Annotated in this window: 12 protein-coding genes; 11 read left to right on the forward strand and 1 reads right to left on the reverse strand. The window is 48.4% G+C overall.

What is annotated here, in order from left to right:
- Nucleotides 1-2 precede the first annotated feature (2 nt).
- From AC1ECB_RS24570 to AC1ECB_RS24580, 3 genes are all read left to right on the forward strand, one after another.
- A complete protein-coding gene (locus AC1ECB_RS24570) occupies nucleotides 3-515 on the forward strand; it encodes a M23 family metallopeptidase (protein ID WP_485666248.1) in 513 nt (170 codons plus the stop codon).
- 259 nt (nucleotides 516-774) lie between these two features.
- A complete protein-coding gene (locus AC1ECB_RS24575; RefSeq protein ID WP_485666249.1) occupies nucleotides 775-2130 on the forward strand; it encodes a hypothetical protein in 1356 nt (451 codons plus the stop codon).
- Between the two features lie 55 nt (nucleotides 2131-2185).
- Nucleotides 2186-3889 carry a uracil-xanthine permease family protein gene (locus AC1ECB_RS24580; RefSeq protein ID WP_485666250.1) on the forward strand — a complete coding sequence of 568 codons (1704 nt, stop codon included), beginning with the start codon at nucleotides 2186-2188 and terminating at the stop codon, nucleotides 3887-3889.
- A gap of 117 nt (nucleotides 3890-4006) precedes the next feature.
- On the opposite strand, the gene AC1ECB_RS24585 is transcribed toward AC1ECB_RS24580, so the two are convergent.
- Complete coding sequence (locus tag AC1ECB_RS24585) at nucleotides 4007-5422, reverse strand: LuxR C-terminal-related transcriptional regulator (RefSeq protein ID WP_485666251.1); 1416 nt, start codon at nucleotides 5420-5422, stop codon at nucleotides 4007-4009.
- Between the two features lie 322 nt (nucleotides 5423-5744).
- On the opposite strand from AC1ECB_RS24585, the gene AC1ECB_RS24590 reads away from it, so the two are divergent.
- The 8 genes from AC1ECB_RS24590 to AC1ECB_RS24625 all read left to right on the forward strand — a co-directional run bounded on the left by AC1ECB_RS24590 (nucleotide 5745) and on the right by AC1ECB_RS24625 (nucleotide 16753).
- Nucleotides 5745-7169: a ShlB/FhaC/HecB family hemolysin secretion/activation protein gene (locus tag AC1ECB_RS24590; RefSeq protein ID WP_485666252.1), complete on the forward strand. Its 1425-nt coding sequence runs from the start codon at nucleotides 5745-5747 to the stop codon at nucleotides 7167-7169.
- Between the two features lie 16 nt (nucleotides 7170-7185).
- Nucleotides 7186-11694 (forward strand): beta strand repeat-containing protein, encoded by a 4509-nt coding sequence (locus tag AC1ECB_RS24595; RefSeq protein ID WP_485666253.1) that lies wholly within the window; start codon nucleotides 7186-7188, stop codon nucleotides 11692-11694.
- Nucleotides 11695-11852: 158 nt separating this feature from the next.
- Nucleotides 11853-12053, forward strand: coding sequence for a small, acid-soluble spore protein, alpha/beta type (locus tag AC1ECB_RS24600; protein WP_485666254.1), 201 nt, complete (start codon nucleotides 11853-11855; stop codon nucleotides 12051-12053).
- Nucleotides 12054-12408: 355 nt separating this feature from the next.
- Nucleotides 12409-13467 (forward strand): ABC transporter substrate-binding protein, encoded by a 1059-nt coding sequence (locus tag AC1ECB_RS24605; protein ID WP_485666255.1) that lies wholly within the window; start codon nucleotides 12409-12411, stop codon nucleotides 13465-13467.
- Complete coding sequence (locus tag AC1ECB_RS24610) at nucleotides 13464-14477, forward strand: FecCD family ABC transporter permease (RefSeq protein WP_485666256.1); 1014 nt, start codon at nucleotides 13464-13466, stop codon at nucleotides 14475-14477. The genes AC1ECB_RS24605 and AC1ECB_RS24610 overlap by 4 nt, the downstream gene beginning before the upstream one ends.
- The gene (locus tag AC1ECB_RS24615; RefSeq protein ID WP_485666257.1) at nucleotides 14474-15280 is read left to right on the forward strand and encodes an ABC transporter ATP-binding protein; all 807 of its coding nucleotides are present in this window, start codon (nucleotides 14474-14476) and stop codon (nucleotides 15278-15280) included. The genes AC1ECB_RS24610 and AC1ECB_RS24615 overlap by 4 nt, the downstream gene beginning before the upstream one ends.
- The gene (locus AC1ECB_RS24620; protein ID WP_485666258.1) at nucleotides 15270-16019 is read left to right on the forward strand and encodes an ABC transporter ATP-binding protein; all 750 of its coding nucleotides are present in this window, start codon (nucleotides 15270-15272) and stop codon (nucleotides 16017-16019) included. Before AC1ECB_RS24615 ends, AC1ECB_RS24620 begins: the two co-directional genes overlap by 11 nt.
- The gene (locus AC1ECB_RS24625) at nucleotides 16019-16753 is read left to right on the forward strand and encodes an ABC transporter permease (RefSeq protein ID WP_485666259.1); all 735 of its coding nucleotides are present in this window, start codon (nucleotides 16019-16021) and stop codon (nucleotides 16751-16753) included. Before AC1ECB_RS24620 ends, AC1ECB_RS24625 begins: the two co-directional genes overlap by 1 nt.
- Nucleotides 16754-16761: the final 8 nt, after the last annotated feature.

Genomic DNA, 16761 nt, shown 5'->3' on the forward strand with positions numbered 1-16761 from the left:
AATTGAAAAAACGATTTGTTCTTTGTCTACTGCTGATTTTCTGTTTAGCAATTCCAGTTTGCAGTGCAAGTACTAGCTGGAACGTTCTCCAGCCGTTTGGCTGGAATACAGATCCTGACGGACATACATGGTTTAATAACGGGAGTAATTTAATTATACCTGTTGGCACTCCTATTCCCGCACCACTACCGGGAACCGTTATCGCCATGGAAACTGATCCGGATGGTTATGGATACTATATTGTGCTAGATCACGGCGCCGGTAAACAGACAATCTATGGTCATATTTTGCAAAGCAGCTTTAGTCTTCACAATCTTGGCGATGCATTTAATAAAGGAGATACGATTGCCTTTTCTGGAAATGAAGGGAATTCAACCACGCCACATTTACATGTAGGTTATTCTGAAACCAATGATCCGTATAAGAACGGTTGTATTGACCCTATGCCGCTGTTGATTGCTGCCGGCTGGGATATACAGAACGAAAAAGAAATAACTGTAGCTCCTTCAAACTAAAAAACAACGTAAATCCAGGGATAGCTATGTTTTCATTATTTTATTAGTCCTGGTTACTTATACCCTGTATGATAAAAATAGGCCCCTAGAGTAGCGTTCTGCATTTTGTGAAAAAAACAATAAATAATAACCGTACCATTGGTAACAGCGAAAAATAGAGAGAATTTCTGTCAAGTGTGAAGATTTGGCAGGAGTTCTCTCTATTTGTAAGGAATGGAATAGTAATTTAGGTTTACTTGCGAAAGGAATGGAGTTTCCGATGACGAGTAAGTTTGAGAATAAAAAGATTACCTGGTTTTTAATCGTATCGGTGTTAGTAGCTTGGATGATAACGATACCTGGTCAAGCGACCGGACAGACAGAGAATAGGTATCGCGGTCCGGAAGTACAGTTCTTAGAAGAAAAATACTCCATTTGCTTTGGGAGTGTGATTAATAACGGCGAGTTTATTTCTGCATTGGCAAAAGTGCTAAAATTAGACTATACTGAGCAGTCCGGACGGATTGACGGCATTGCGCCAAGCTCAAAGTATTTCAAAGCGGCAAATGCTTTGTATAATGGCGGTGTACTGACAGAGAGCAAACTGGATGCGGATAGTCGTCTGACTAGTATTAATGCAGTGACTTTGGCCGTACGGGCAGCTGGCTTAAAAGAAGTTGCTGCTACTTATAATCGCCATAAGGCTGATGTGGCGATTAGCAAACTGGGGTTGTCGGGCAGTAAGCTGCAACCATCTTTGCTGAACGAGTTAGCAGTTGCGATTGATAGCGAGTTGCTGCCACAGTCTTATTACAAAAATATTCAGCTTAATGAAGCGGTTACACCAGAATTAGCTGCTGTGCTGTTAACTAAGGTATTGGCTTTTCATGGTGAATATTTACCGGCAAACTATCTTGGGTATATCGCAGATGAGGACATATACGGCAAAGTGTATACGACATGGGAAAATGCAAAGTTGATTGAGGATAAGAAGCTGCTGGAGGTTGTAGACCGGGGTGTGACGCAAGGGCTGATAAACGGTTACAACCTTCGGGATAAGGATAATGCCCATCGATTTGATGAGCGTCGTACTATCCGCTATGGTCATAGCAGTATTAAGCATGCATTGCAGTTGATTGCGCTGTTAAAGAGTGAAGGATTAAATGCCAAAGTACAGTTCGAACCAAAAACTTCAGCCTATATCTATTTGAAAGAATGGGGTAAACCAAGCATTACGCCTGATTTTACAGTTGCAGAGTATGCTAACGGCATTTACGTTGCTTATGCTAAAGAATATGATATCTCGTTTGAGTTTCAGACGCTCGAACAGAAACAGGCTTTTCAAACCATTATTTTTAAGTACGCCAAGAAAGACCGTGAAAATCAGCAGGGCTTACTTTATGACGCCTGGTGGCAGCCTCTGTATACATCAGTAACACCCATTAGCGGTTATCAAACAGTTACAGATCATATTATTACTGACGGTCATTACGAAATCCATACATTTTCTCTGAAGGAAAAGTCGGCTGCTGTACTGTCAGGATTACTGGCTATTAGGCCTGACATGCAAGTTGCCCAACAAACAGTTTGGGTGGATAAGCCTTTTTATCAATATTTGCTGGGAGGGTACAGATAAGGGACCGCGAAGAATAATCTTGCAATGATTCTTTTTTGCAAAAGGGGGCTGGCTAGTGAAGCGCAAGAAACCAATCGGTATCATTTATGATGTAGATGATACACCGCCGTTTAGAGCAGTAATACCTTTGGTGTTACAACAAATTATCACACTCTCTGTTGATCTAATGTTCCCGGTGCTTATTGTTGCCGCAATTGGCGGTTCAACAGAACTGGCGCAGAGTTTGGTGAGTCTGATGATGATTACTATGGGAGTTGGGACGATATTACAGTCCTGCAATAAAGGCCCGGTGGGATCCGGGTATTTTTGTGCTCAGGAGACCAACGCGTTATTTTTTCCTGTTTCCGTTTTGGCAATTAAGACTGGCGGCTTGCACCTGATGCTGGGAATGACAGTCATGGCGGGAATAGCTCAGGCATTGTTTAGCAGAGTAGTACACAAACTGCGGGTACTGTTCCCAGTGGAAATAACGGGCTTAATTATTATGATGCTGTCAGTTTCGCTGATCAAATACTCCTTTTTTAGCTTTGTCGGAGACGGAAAGGGTTCTGACGGGTTGGATGCAATAATTGCGTTTGCCACCTTAGGCGTTATTATGATTATGCATGTGTGGGGAAAAGAAAGTTTGCGGCAATATTCGGTGTTAGCCGGCATTGCAGTTGGGTTTATGATCTCCTATTTTACCGGTGTTCTTACTGACGAACATTTACAGAAAATAACCGCAGTACCTATTATGGCTTTGCCCAGTATTAGCCATGTTGGGTGGTCTTTGAACATTGATTTGCTAGTGCCGTTTTTGCTTGTGGCTTTTTGCTCCAGCATAAAAACGGTGGGTAATATAACAGCTTGTCAGAAGGTGAATGATGCTAATTGGACCAGACCGGACATGAATACAATCGGCGGCGGTTTACTGGCTGAAGGCCTCGGGACAATGTTGAGCGGCTTATGTGGAACAATGGGGCAAACAACCAGTTCCAGCAGTATGGGGCTATCCATCGCAACCGGAGCCCTCAGCCGCTATATTGGGTATTGTGTGGGCGCTGCATTCATACTATTGGCCTTTTTTCCTAAAATTGCCGCTGTATTTGCCATCATGCCGGAACCGGTCATGGGGGCGATTCTAATGATGTCAATAGTATTTGTAGTTCCGGCGGGAATGCAGATTTGTACTTCGCGTATGCTGGACGCACGAAAATCGTTTGTTTTGGGTCTGGCCTTTGTCACTGGTTTGGCTGTTGAGATGTTCCCCGGTTTTGAATCGTCCTTACCTGTTTTAATCCAGCCCTTTTTCAAATCCTCGTTGGCGGCTTCGTTGGTAACAGCTATTGCTCTTAATTTGCTGTTCCGTATCGGTGTTGCCAAACAGCAAGTGACTAAAATGACTCCCGGAGTTACCACTTCGGAAGAAATTGCCGGTTTCATGGAAGCTAATGGAGCTGCGTGGGGGGCGCGAACAGAAATTATTAATCGTGCGTCGGCAGTAATCAACGAGTTTATGGAGTCTGCAGCTATTCTAGGGTTAACACAAGAAGCGGTCAAAGTAGCTGCCAGCTTCGATGAATTTAATTTGGATGTGGAGCTTCACTATAAGGGTACATTGATACAATTTCCAGACACAAGACCAACACAAGATGAACTGCTACAGGATGACACAGCATTTTTAAAATTGTCTGGTTTTCTAATTAATCAGCATGTTGATTGGCTTAAGTCTGACAGCAACAATGATAACTGTTACATGAAATTCCACTTTGATCATTAGAATTACCGCGACATTATTTAACTACGGGATCAATTAATATAGTGTAAAATTTTTAATCAGATAATGTGACAGACTATGCGTTTTTGTAAAAATCACCTTTTGGGGTGATTTTTTTTATTAATTCGCATTTTCAAATAGGGAAAGTAGTTGCTGCCGATTATTAACCGATAATTTATTATAAATGTTACGAGTATGGAATTTCACCGTATTCGCTGAAATATTTAATGTCTCACTGATAAATCTGCCGCTACGGCCCTTCAATAACAAGGTAAGCACTTCCTGTTCCCTTTCAGTCAATTCCGCAAGTGCAACCTGATTTTGTCCAGTATCATTGGCTGGGGTATTAGACGGCAGGTGATCCTCTGCCTGCTGTCGCGTATTGGTAGCAGGCAGCAGAGTAGCCTGCCAGCCGGCAAAAGTTTCCTTATGATCATGGAATAGAAAAGTAGCTGTTACTGAGAAAAATCCGGCCGCCAGGGCCAGGCTATCCACGTCCAGGATGCCGGTTATCGTCGTGGTCAATGCACTTACAACTTGATTGCCACAAAATATAGAAAGAGTTGTTAAAAAAAGACCAAAAGCGCATACGGCAGCCGGGCGGGTAGAGAACCGGGCAAGGTAGGGAAATAGCAACCAGGTGTACATATCGAATAAGGCCAGGCCAGCCTGTATTAAGACAAACGATATTATTGCAAATTGGTGCTGGTGAAAAGAAAACAGCAGGAAACCACTGGCCAGAAGCGGAGCTATGGGCCGATAGACGAAGCGGAGGTCCAAGTTGGGATAACGATAAAGAACAATTCCAGCAGTCAGGCTGATGGCGAAGTAAGACATATTGGAAAGCCAGAACATGGCGGAAAAGGGGCGTTCGATATTGACGATCGAGAAGACCGTCCCGCCGACATTGTACAATAAAACGATCAGCAAGATAAATCTGCCCGGAAACAGATTGACTATATCGACCGCTGAAGTTTCGGCCACAATAGGGGTAGTGGGCCTGTTTGGCCGCAGCAGCAGTAAAAATACCGATACCGGCGGCATAACGGTAAGGATATCCAGAAAGAACCAACTGTCAAGATTATTTGCCAGCATGGTAAGGCTGCTGGCCATAACAATTGCAGCGGAAAAATACAATCCGAGTTTTGGCAGATCATATAACAGAAATGTTTGCATCCAGGCGGTGATTAGGCAGGAAAAAGACACTCCAGATAAGAAGGCGAGAAAATCAACGACCAGTGGGTTGGCAAGGATAGTGCCGACGGCAACACACGGTATAAGTGCACTCAGTAGTGGACACAAGGACAGCAACATGGCACTGCCTGCCAACGCCAATCTTTTGTCCAACATGGAGCGCAAGCGAAATCCCATTGACAGGAGCAAAAACATCAGCCAACAGGCACCTATAAACCAACTGAACAACTCCCCGGAATCTTTCTTCCACAAGTTCGCAATGGGAGTAAGCAGTGGCCCTTGCAAATAAAACAGCCATAGCCAGCTTATCGCTAGACCAAAACCGATACTATGTATATACATGCGGCAATAGAACCCCTCTCAAATGGCGTAACACTGTTTTTAGTTCTGCAAATACATAGAATTAACCTTTTTAACAAAAAAATTGCCAATTTCCCCAAAAACCACCCAAAATGGGTGGGGCATAGATTGTTTTCTGATGGTATAGTAAAAAAATATTACATCACTCTGTTCCCCAAAGGTTGCTTTCATCCAGCTTTGGTCTTGCATGTATGGGGACTGGGTGGCTTTCATTATTATATATAGATCCAATAAAGATTTTAACAAGGAGAGGGGTATTAATTATTTATGTTAAGTTGTTATCTGCAGGAGAGGAGCAGTGCGAGTGAGAAAAGCACAATCCCGTAGAGAGAGGCGTAAAAGCGGTAAGATTGTAGCGGCGTTGATAACAGGTTTATCAATTTACATTGGCAGTCCTGTTTTGAATGTAATGGCAGCGGAGCAGCCTCTGGTCAATGCTCAGGTACAAGTTGGAGAAAATGTTGCTAATAAAGTAATACATACGATAGTTGTACAGGGCAATACGACTTCAACGGATATACAAATACGGGCTGTGTTGCCGGAACTGTGCGAAGGCAAGGTATTGAATGTCAAAACATTGTCTGATGAAATTATGCTGGCAAATGAAAATGGCTTTCGGCAATTGACGGTTGATTTGCGGCCGGCAGCAGACAATATGCTGGACGCTTATGTGACAGTGCGGGAAACTGACGCTGTCAAGTTTGTTCTGGCTGCTGATAATACAGGCAATAACTATACTGGTGACTGGCGCACCCGCCTGTCCTATGTCAATGGCAATGTCAACGGTTCAGGACAAACCGGCATTATCAGTTACACTACTTCACCTAATCATCTTAGTGACGTTAAACAGTTTGGCTTATATTACAACTTCCCGCTGCCAAAGGCCAAGGATAATCTATACCTCACGGCCAGCTATTCGGACGCGAATTCAGGCACTATTATCAGCGACAGTGCTTTCAGTATCGACGCCTCCGGCAAAGGTAGTAGCGTGGGTCTGCATTATGTCCATAACCTGTTGCGCACTCCGACGGCAAAACGAGGCATTGATTTTGGCCTTGATTTCCGGCAGTACAAAAATGATACGACGCTGACAGTGGGCGCAACGCCGATCGAGATCGGCGTCGATGTTGACTCAATGCCGCTGAGCGTTACCTATCAGGGAAGTCAGCGGTATGGCAGCAGCTTTACTGCTTATTCGCTGGGATATGTGCGCAATCTGCCTGGCGGCGGCAAAAACAGCACATCACAATATGAAAAGTACCGGTCGAATACGGACGCCAATTATCAACTCTGGCGCGGCAGCTACAACTATCAGCATATGTTTTCCAGCAAATGGCTGGTCAATGTGGTACTGACCGGACAATATACCAATGAGCGGCTGATTTATCCAGAGCAGCTTGGTCTTGGCGGCGCCCGTTCAGTACGCGGACTTGATGAACGCGATGTCAGCGGCGACCGTGGTCTGCAGGCCAGCCTCGAACTGTATACACCCGAAATTGCCAAGGGACAGCGGCTGCTGGCGTTTATCGACGCCGGCCATTTCAGCAATGTGAAGCCGGTTAGCGGCGATTTGGACAGCGACTCGGCGGCCGCCTGCGGCATCGGCTGGCGGGCGTCTTTTGGCGGCGGCTACAGCGTTTCAGCCGACTTCGGCTATGTCTTGAACGGTACGGTCAATACGGATGCGCACAGCAAAAAATTACATTTTAGTGCTTCCAAGGTTTTTTGAGAAAGGAGTGAACTCGATGTCAAGCGAGAATAACCGATTTCTGAGCAAGCGGATTGCCCTCTATTTGGCCACCGGTCTGTTAAGCTGCAACTTGGCATATGCCAATCCCAGCGACGGCAACGTTGTCCAAGGCGGTGCCACTATCGGCAACGGCGCGAATAATGTGCTGAATATTACCGGCGTTCAAAATGGAACCGTAATTAACTGGAACTCATTTTCCATTGCCGCCGGCGAGACAACTTCTTTTGCCGGCAGTGAAGCATTCGCCGTTTTGAACCGGGTTACAGGCAGTAATCTTTCCGAAATATACGGAACGCTTACCGCCAATAATAGCGGCAAGGTCTTCTTGGTCAATCAGAACGGTATAGTCATCGGCAGCGGCGCTGTTATTAATACGGGGGCGTTCATTTCCTCGACGCTTAATGTTACGGATAATGACTTTACTACCTATGCCAATGGTGGCAAACTGGTCTTTGATAAAACAAATAATCTGGCCACAGTCAATAGCGGCAATAGCGGTGATGTCAAAATACAAACAACAAAAGTAGATGGCACAGCTTTATCTGGTTCCATCAACGTTACTGGCGATATTACCCTTATCGGCGGCACGGTAAACGTGGCCCCAGGTGTAACCTTTACTGTTACCAGCGGTGATTTGTTACTGCTTGCCGCGAAATCATTGACTTATAATCCGCAGAATAACAATGATGGGTTATCTTATACAGCCGCTGCTGCTAATACTGTCACGATAGGCGACGGAACAAGCGCTAAAGGGCTGAATATTACTGCCGATAACATTACATTGGCCGGCGGTGCGGTCACGATTGCCGGACCGGCAACGGCAACTTACAGTGGTTCTACTGATACAACCAGAAATGCTCGGATTAATGCCAGTGGCGAACTGGATATTTATGCGTTGAATACCAAGCAGGAAAGCACTGCCACTACGGACAATGTGACAACCTATACCTCTGTTTATAGTGCCGGCAGCGACAACACGGTTGCCATCAGCGGCAATGTAAAGATTAATGATAAAGATAGCAGCGGGAACGCGGTTAGCGGCAACAAGGTAACGATTGTCGGCGGCAAGGTCAGTTTAACCGGCATTGATGATGACCATAAGGTAGTCATTACCAACATTAACCGCGGCGTGAGCATCCGGGCGATCAATGCGGCAACACTTACGAGCAACGACACCACGTCAGCCGGCACTACCAATTTGTCAGCCAGTGCCGATAACAGCATTTCCCTAAGCAATGCCAAAATTATCGCCGGCAGGGAGACGAATACGGGAAAAACAAGGGAAATTAATTTGCAAGGCGGCAAAATCAGCATTGCCAACACCCGGCTGGAGGCCGACGGCGATCAATGGGATGGCGTCAGTATGAATGCGTATACGTCTTTTGATAAAACGGCGACTGCTGATGGCGGCAGTACAACTACGCTCACGATGGCCGCTGACCAATCAAATACTGTCAGCATTGCCAATAGTACGATCATTACTCCCGAAATCACAGTCACCGGTTCGACGGTCGGTGTCAGCAATAGCTTTTTGGCTGCCAGCGATTTTGTGCGCATACTTGCCGCCGATAAGCTGGTTCGCACCAAAACGGTTCAAGCAGGCGGCAACCTGCGGACCGAAGCGGTTACGGCCACGGCGGCCAACACGCTCAGCCTGACGGACAGCAGCATTAAAATGAATAGTTTCACCCGTCTTTGGAATGATGACAACTCCAGCTACAATGATTCCTATGATACCACTGCCTTTAGCGACACCCGCAAGGATATTCAACTGGTCGGCGGCAAGGTGTCACTGACCGGGTACAAAACGGCCACAAATACAGATGGAACCATCCATACTCCGGGCATGATTTATGATGTCAGCAAGAATACCGATATTTTAGTCGCCGCCGGCAAAGACGTACAGTACACCTATACCGGTCATGACCTTGATGTGACTTCTCTCACCGGCTATAGCGGCACGGCGGCAAATACGGTGACCTTCGACATATCAGCTGCCCCGGCGGCCACATACAATTCGGATGCAATTATTACCGGCCAGGATGTGTCGATTATTGGTGGTGCAGTCAATTTAACCGGCAAAGCTGCAAACGCGCAGCCGATGATCAAGGCAACGGAGACAACTACAGGCACTGGCAATGTAGACATTCTGGCTGTGAACACGCTATCCAACACCACCGACACCGGTGCGCAGGCGACGGTTGACAACAAGGTCAGTCTAAAAGACACCGCGATTGTCACTACCACGATAGATGATACCGGTAGCGATATCGTAATCACCGGCGGCAGCATCACTATTGATGCCTCTACTTTAACCACTCCTTCCGGTTTGGAATTGTATGCCATATCCAAGATTACGGCTCATAATGATGATACAAACGCCTATGTCCCCCTTACCACTGAACTGGACAAAGGCACCATCAACGCAACGACAGGCAGCGGCAATGCTATTACCATCACAAACAGTAAGTTAACAGGGGATGTAGCCCTTATCGGCAATACCATCACGGCAACCGGTTCAACGCTTCAGAAAAACGATGCGGAAGACAATGTCAGTCTGTATGCTGCCGGGTCGATCACCGGCACCTTTGATAACGATAACGAAACACTTAGTATTACAGCAACCAAAGATAATGCCGTTATTCTCGGCTCAGCTTCGGCACCGGTAACCATTACCGCCGGCAAGGACGTGAATATCGTCGGCGGTGCAGTGAGTATTACCGGCGGTGACGGTAATAAATCAACGATAACGGCTGGCAGCGATATCAATGTATATGCCGTTAACTCACTCTCGAAGAGCGATAGCAACTTCACGACAACGGTGGCAGCTACTCCCGACAATGTCCTGACAGTCAGTTACGCAAACCTGACGGTTAACTCAAGCGGTGACAGCGACAATGGGATTATGCTCCTTGGCGGCAAGGTGGACATTAATCATGCGGCGCTGGATACAGCAGGTACTACTATTCCGGGACAACAAAATCCTACGTCGGTTACCATCAACGCGGTAAAGAGTGCTAGTTCTAACTGGATAGAGACGTCTGAATTGGCAACCAATACGACGAGCCTGGCTACGGCAGCCGGTAATAGTGTCAGTGTTGGCAACAGTACTATTACAAGTCCGGATGTCGGCATTTACGGCAATACCATAAAACTGGACAATGTTCAGGTTACAGCCAGTGACTATATCGGCCTGTACGCTGCCAACACAATGAATAGTACGGAAACTGAAACACCCCAGATAACCACAGATGCGGACATAGAATCGCTCCAGTTTACCGCCATGGCGGCGAATACGCTGAATATTAATAACAGTGCGTTGAAAATTGACTCAGCCAAAGCAACTTCTTACGAAAATATCCAGACAGACATCCAGCTTATCGGTGGTGCGGTTTCGCTGGCGAATACGGTGCAAACCACTAACAATACGACCGATGTTTTGATTGCCGCCGGCAACACGGTGGAATATGAGCATCGGCTGCACGAACTAACCGACGCTAATATCAAGAACTATGCCGCAACCAAAGACAATACGGTCACCCTGAGCGGGAGTACTCTGGCACCAACTGATGTCACCGTTCTGGGTGGTGCAGTTACAGTTGATGCGCAGTCGGTCCTCAACGCAGCAACTGATGCAACGGTCCTTGCTTTAAACAGCCTGACGCAGACGTTAGATGCAACCACTCACAAGGCAACCAGTTTTACCGCTACCGGCAACTATGACAATAGCATTGCCAACGCCGGAACCATCAGCGGCACAGATGGAGTTTTCTTAACGTCTGGCGGTACGATCGCCAATAGCGGCACTGGTATAGTGAGCACCAGCGAAGCTGAGCTGGTCGCCTGGGGTGAAGTCAAAGAACAGGGGACAGTAACCGCTCCTTCTTATCTGGTATTATCAGGTGATGCAGTTGCCGCTAAAAGCAGCGATGTGACAGCAAGCCCGGAGAAGGGTGTGCTGTCAGTTAATACCAGGTCGACTACCTATACGGTGACCCCCGGTTATCAGCCCACGGTAACGGCAACCGGGTCAGGAAGTACTGTCCGCATCTCCGGACAAACCAAAACGCCTTCCACAACATCGATTCCTACAGGGCAGGCAGATGAACAGCCGGTAGTTCAGGCTAACCAAACGGTTACCTATACTATCTTACCGGTATCATCGGCAAGCCCATTGCTATGGTGGTCGGCAAGCCCCTTGCAAGGGGCGGCAAGCCCATTATTGCAAGGGTCGGCAATCTCACAGCTACAGCCGCAGACAATAGCGGGGTCAGGCGTAACCATCGGAGCTGTAGCAGGTGGCATATCTGAGGTTGCGCCAGGTATTACGATGCCGGTAGCTGGTATAGCTGGTCAGGAGCAGATGGGAAACCCGGGTAACGCTTCCGCTGCTCCTGACGGAACCAGCGGAGCTGTAGCGGGTGGCAAAACACCAGGCCCGGCACCTGCTCAACCTGGTGATAATTCGTGGTCAAACCCGGGTACCGATGCTCCTCATAGATAAACAGTAACAGCGAAATTGCTGAAACCATAAGTGCGTTCATGGTTTTTCTAATAATTGGTTTATATGACTGGCATAACCTTTTTATAAATGAATAGCTTTTGATATAATGGCACATAATATACAAAGGCTTCTAAAATCATTGATGGAGGTGGCTGTATATGGGAAAGGTTATGTCGGAAGAAACAAAATATAAATTAGCTCATGATCTTGGTTTTGGCGAGAAGGTCGAAGACCATGATTGGAGCGATGTTACGACAGGTGAAGTTGGTTCGATGGTACGAGAAGCCATCAAACGAGGGGAACAAGCGATAACTGAAGAAGGAAAAGCGAATGGAGAAATATATCAAAACGCTAAATAAATAAAAAAATGACCCGAAGTTTATACTAAGACTTCGGGTCATTTTTATGCCAGTAATATCATTATTAGACCAATCATCCAGTGAAGCCCCGGCTACTCGCTCCGGGTTTCTTGCTATTACCTTCCGGTTAACAGAATGTAAATTTCTAAAAAAACATATTGACAATGAGAATTATTATCATTAAAATAAATATCAGAGATGATCTCCATACATACATAAACTGCTTCTTCAAAATGAGAAGAAAGAGAGCCAAGAGCTCCGTTGCGCAATCTATACGCACGGAGTTTTGTTTTTTCAGTGGTAAGGATTTTTGTGTGCCAAGATTGTAGGAAGCTAAAGCAAAGGAGTGATTAAAATGATGGCTGGGTACGAAAAGGTAAGAGAACTGCGGGGAGATTTGCCGGCGATACGTTGCACCTGCTGCAACCGTCTGCTTTACCGGGGGGTTGCCCAAACCATTGAAATTAAATGCCCGAAATGCGGTGTGGTGCAGTTGTTTAAAGGCGGGGAGCGCGGGTGGTCCAAACCGGGCGGGGCTATGTCCGGTGGAGTGTCGAGAGTGGTAACCGACAGTGCCGGTCGGATGGTGGCGATACCGGGACGCCCGGAGCGCGTAATCGCATTAAATGCGTCGAATTTAGGCCTTTACTATGCCAGCGGCGGGAATGTTGTCGGGAGGGCGTCAACCAACATGCTGCCGCCGGATATGGCGGAACAGGTCAGGAGCATTCCGACAGTCGGAATGCCCCCCTGCCCGGATGTGGCAAGGATTATTGCGATGAAACCGGATTTGGTGCTGGGGATGCATGCACCCATGCATCATTCGCTCGCCGCCGTCCTGGAGAAAACCGGGATTCCGGTTTTACTGCAGGCTTTGGAACACTATACCGATGTTTTAAGAACACTGCGCCTGTACGGCGAATTGAGCGGCAATCCCGAACGAGCTGCCGGCAAGATTGAAGAGATCGAAAATAGGCGCAGGGAGCTGGTGCGGCAGCATTGGGGGAAACCATCGCCCAAAGTGCTGATTTTATGGGAAATTGCCGACGGGCTGTATACGGCTCTCTCCCACAGTTTTGTCGGGGATTTGGTGAAACGTCTGGGCGGCGTCAATGTGGCGGATATGGTTATAGCCATTGATGAAAATTTGAGTTATGCCCCTTTCCGTCTGGAAGCGTTTGCCCCTTTTCAGCCGGATGTAATTTTATTGGTTAATCACGGCGTTGAGTCCGTGACCGGAACCCGTTTTTATCAGGAACTGGCAGAGCAGCCGGCCTGGCAGCAGCTAAACGCAGTGCGGCAGCAGGCTGTCTATCAATTGCCGTTCCATTTGTTCGCGGTCAATCCCGGTCCGCAGCTGGGAGATGCGTTGGGTGTTCTGGCTGATTTTCTTTATAAAGGTCGTGTTTTATGAATATGGTAAGGTATGTAGAGCAAGACCCGCGCGCTATGCTGCGCAATGGGATCGGCCTGGCAGCTTTGGTGATTTTACTGCTGGCTCTTGCTGCCGGGGTATTGCTCGGCGCAGTTCCGGTCAGCCTGCAGGAAATCACGCAGTCGCTGCTTGGCGATACTTCAGGAGACGCGTATCAAATAATTTATAATATCCGTTTGCCGCGCGTTTTTACCGGCGCCTTGGTAGGAATGAACCTGGCTTTGGCAGGCTGCGTCCTGCAAGGGGTATTGCGCAATCCGCTGGCTGATCCCGGTATCATCGGCGTGTCGGCCGGCGCCGGTCTTGCCGCTATGCTGGTAATGATTCTTTGGCCAGAACTGACAGCGCTTGTGCCTATGGCCGCATTTTTTGGCGCGCTGGCCGCGCTGGCTATGGTGATTGCCTTGGCCTGGAACAAGGGCGTTCAGCCCTTGCCTATGGTGCTGGCCGGTGTGGCTGTGGCCGCACTCTTAGGCGGCGGGATGAGTATTTTAATGATCTTTTATTCGGATAAGCTGCCGGGAACGGTAAACTGGATGGCCGGCAGTCTGCAGGGCAAAAGCTGGGATCATATTCGGCTGATATTGCCATACAGTCTGCTTGGTGTGATGGGGATTGTTTTTTCCTCACGGTACTTAAATTTGCTGCAGCTTGGCGATGAAGTGGCGAAAAGCCTGGGGGCACGGGTACAGGTGGTCCGGTTTGGACTGATTATCCTGGCGGCGCTGCTGGCGGCTTCGGCTGTGAGCGTAGCCGGATTGCTGGGGTTTGTGGGTTTAATTGTGCCGCATATTACGCGGATGCTGATAGGATCTGATTTTGAGTATCTGATGCCTAGCTCGGCCCTGCTCGGGGCGGTAACAGTGGTGGCGGCCGATTTGGCGGCGCGTACGGTTTTTAGGCCTGTGGAAATTCCGGTTGGTATTTTCATGGCGTTTCTGGGAGCGCCTTTCTTTATCTATTTGCTGCGGAAGGGGATGAAAAGATGAACTGCACCATTGAGGCCAGGAAGCTGACGCTGGGGTATAGCGGTAAAATAATTTCCGCCTGCCTGGATATAGCCATAGGCGAACCGGAAATTGTGGCCATAATCGGGCCGAACGGCTCGGGAAAATCCACCTTTCTTAAAGCGCTCAGCCGGCTGTTGCCGCCTGAGGCGGGCAGTGTATTATTAAATGGCACGGATATTCACCAACTGTCGCCCAAAAAAGTGGCGCGGCTGCTGGCGGTATTACCCCAGTCGGTGCAGGCGCCGGGAGATATGCTGGTGCGTGACCTTGTTGCCAATGGGCGTGCCCCCTATATCGGCCTGTTTGGTCATCCGTCGGCGGATGATCAGGCAGCGATTCAGTCGGCGGCGACGGCTACCGGGATTGCGGACTTATTATTCCGCCGGTTGGACACTTTGTCGGGTGGTGAACGGCAGCGGGTGTGGCTGGCGATGGCGCTGGCCCAGCAACCCAAAATACTGATGCTTGATGAGCCGACGACCTACCTGGATGTCCATCACCAACTGGAATTTATGAAATTGGTCAATACGTTGCACCGGGAGCGAAAGTTAACGGTAGTTATGGTACTCCATGATTTGAATCATGCCGCCCGCTTCAGTCATCGCATTATCGCAATGAAAAAGGGCGAAATCTTTGCCGACGGGAAAGCCGGGGACGTGCTGACGGTGCCCAACCTCCGTTCTTTATACGGCGTGGAAGCCTCGGTGGTAACGATAGAGCAGGGAGGTTCCGAGCATCTTGTCTGCCTCCCGCATGACATTTGCAGCAGTTATGGAGCATAATGCAGCGATTACCCTGGAGAAAATCTCAAAAAACTATCAGGGAAAACAGGTCTTGGATGGGGTGTCGGTAACAGTTAAGGCTGGTGAGGTTTTTGGACTGGTGGGGCCGAATGGCGCCGGTAAAACGACGTTAATGAAAATTATTGCCGGTCTGAGCCGGCCTGACAGCGGCCGGATTACCATCTTCGGCCGGGACGGTCTTGGCGGGAGAGCGACTGTCAAACACCGGATCGGCTGGGTGCCGCAGGAGAATAATCTGGAGCGGGAACTCTCGGTCCACGAAGCGCTGCTCTTATATGCTTTGCTGTTTGGTATTCCGTCTGCCCGTCTGAGGGTAAAACAGATCATAGTGGAATTTAATCTGGAGGAGATCAGCAGGCGGAATATTGGCATGCTCTCGGGTGGAATGGCGAGACGGGTGCTGATTGCGCGGGCGGTGCTGCCTGAGCCGCAACTGCTGCTCTTGGATGAACCGTCGGTGGGGCTCGATCCGGATGTGCGCCAGGACATCTGGCAGGTGATCCGTGTCTTGGCGGGCAAAGGCAAAACCATATTCCTAACTACGCATTATATGGATGAAGCGGAGCAGCTCTGCGACCGGCTGGCGCTCCTCAAGGCAGGACGGATTCTGGTGACGGGAACGCCGGCGGGCATTAAAAGTATGGCGGCAGGGGCAGGCGATTCGCCGGGTACCCTGGAAGATGCCTTTTTACGTTTAATCCGGAGAGGGGCGGAATAATGGGATGTCTTGTTGTCTATTGCCGGGAATTGCTGTTGATGCAAAAAAAAATGGGAAAACTGGGATATGTCTTTTCCTCGGTTATGTTTCCGGTTATTTACTTATTTGCCTTCAGTTGGGGGCTGGGGTCCCGTCTGGAGGTGAGCGGGGGCTATATCCCGTTTCTGGCCAAGGGGATTCTCGGCATAACCGTTATGTTGAATTCGTTTCAGCAAACGGCGCTGTCGGTAAGTGTGGGGCGTATTTATTTTAAAACCTTGCAGACGCTGCTGTTATGCCCCATTTCGCTGGCGCAGGTGGCGGGCGGTCTTGTTTTAGCCGGAGCGACGCGCGGCTTGCTCTTAGGCGGATTGGTATACGGGATTGCCTGGTTGTTTTTTGCCGCGCCGGGCTTAACGGTAATGGCTGTCTGTGGCGTTCTTTTATCTGCTTTTTTCTTCGCGGCGCTTGGTTTGTGGGTTGGCTTATGGGTGAACGATCCTGATGAACTTTCGCTGGTTAATAATTTTTTACTGACGCCCATGATTTTTTTCGGTGGTTCTTTTTTCCCGGAACAGCATTTTCCGGTCGTGGTGCGCGAGATTGTCGCTGTGTTGCCGTTAAGTCTGGTGAACGGGTTATTGCGGCTGCCAACATGGGGGGAGGAGGCGTTAGTTAAAGCTGCCGTTTTATTGGTGATTAGCTGCCTGATGCTGTGGTTGGGGGTAAAAAAGCTGGCCGCGTATAATGAATAGTAATCCAC

The sequence above is a fragment of the Sporomusa sp. 246TCP1 genome, from assembly GCF_057319775.1.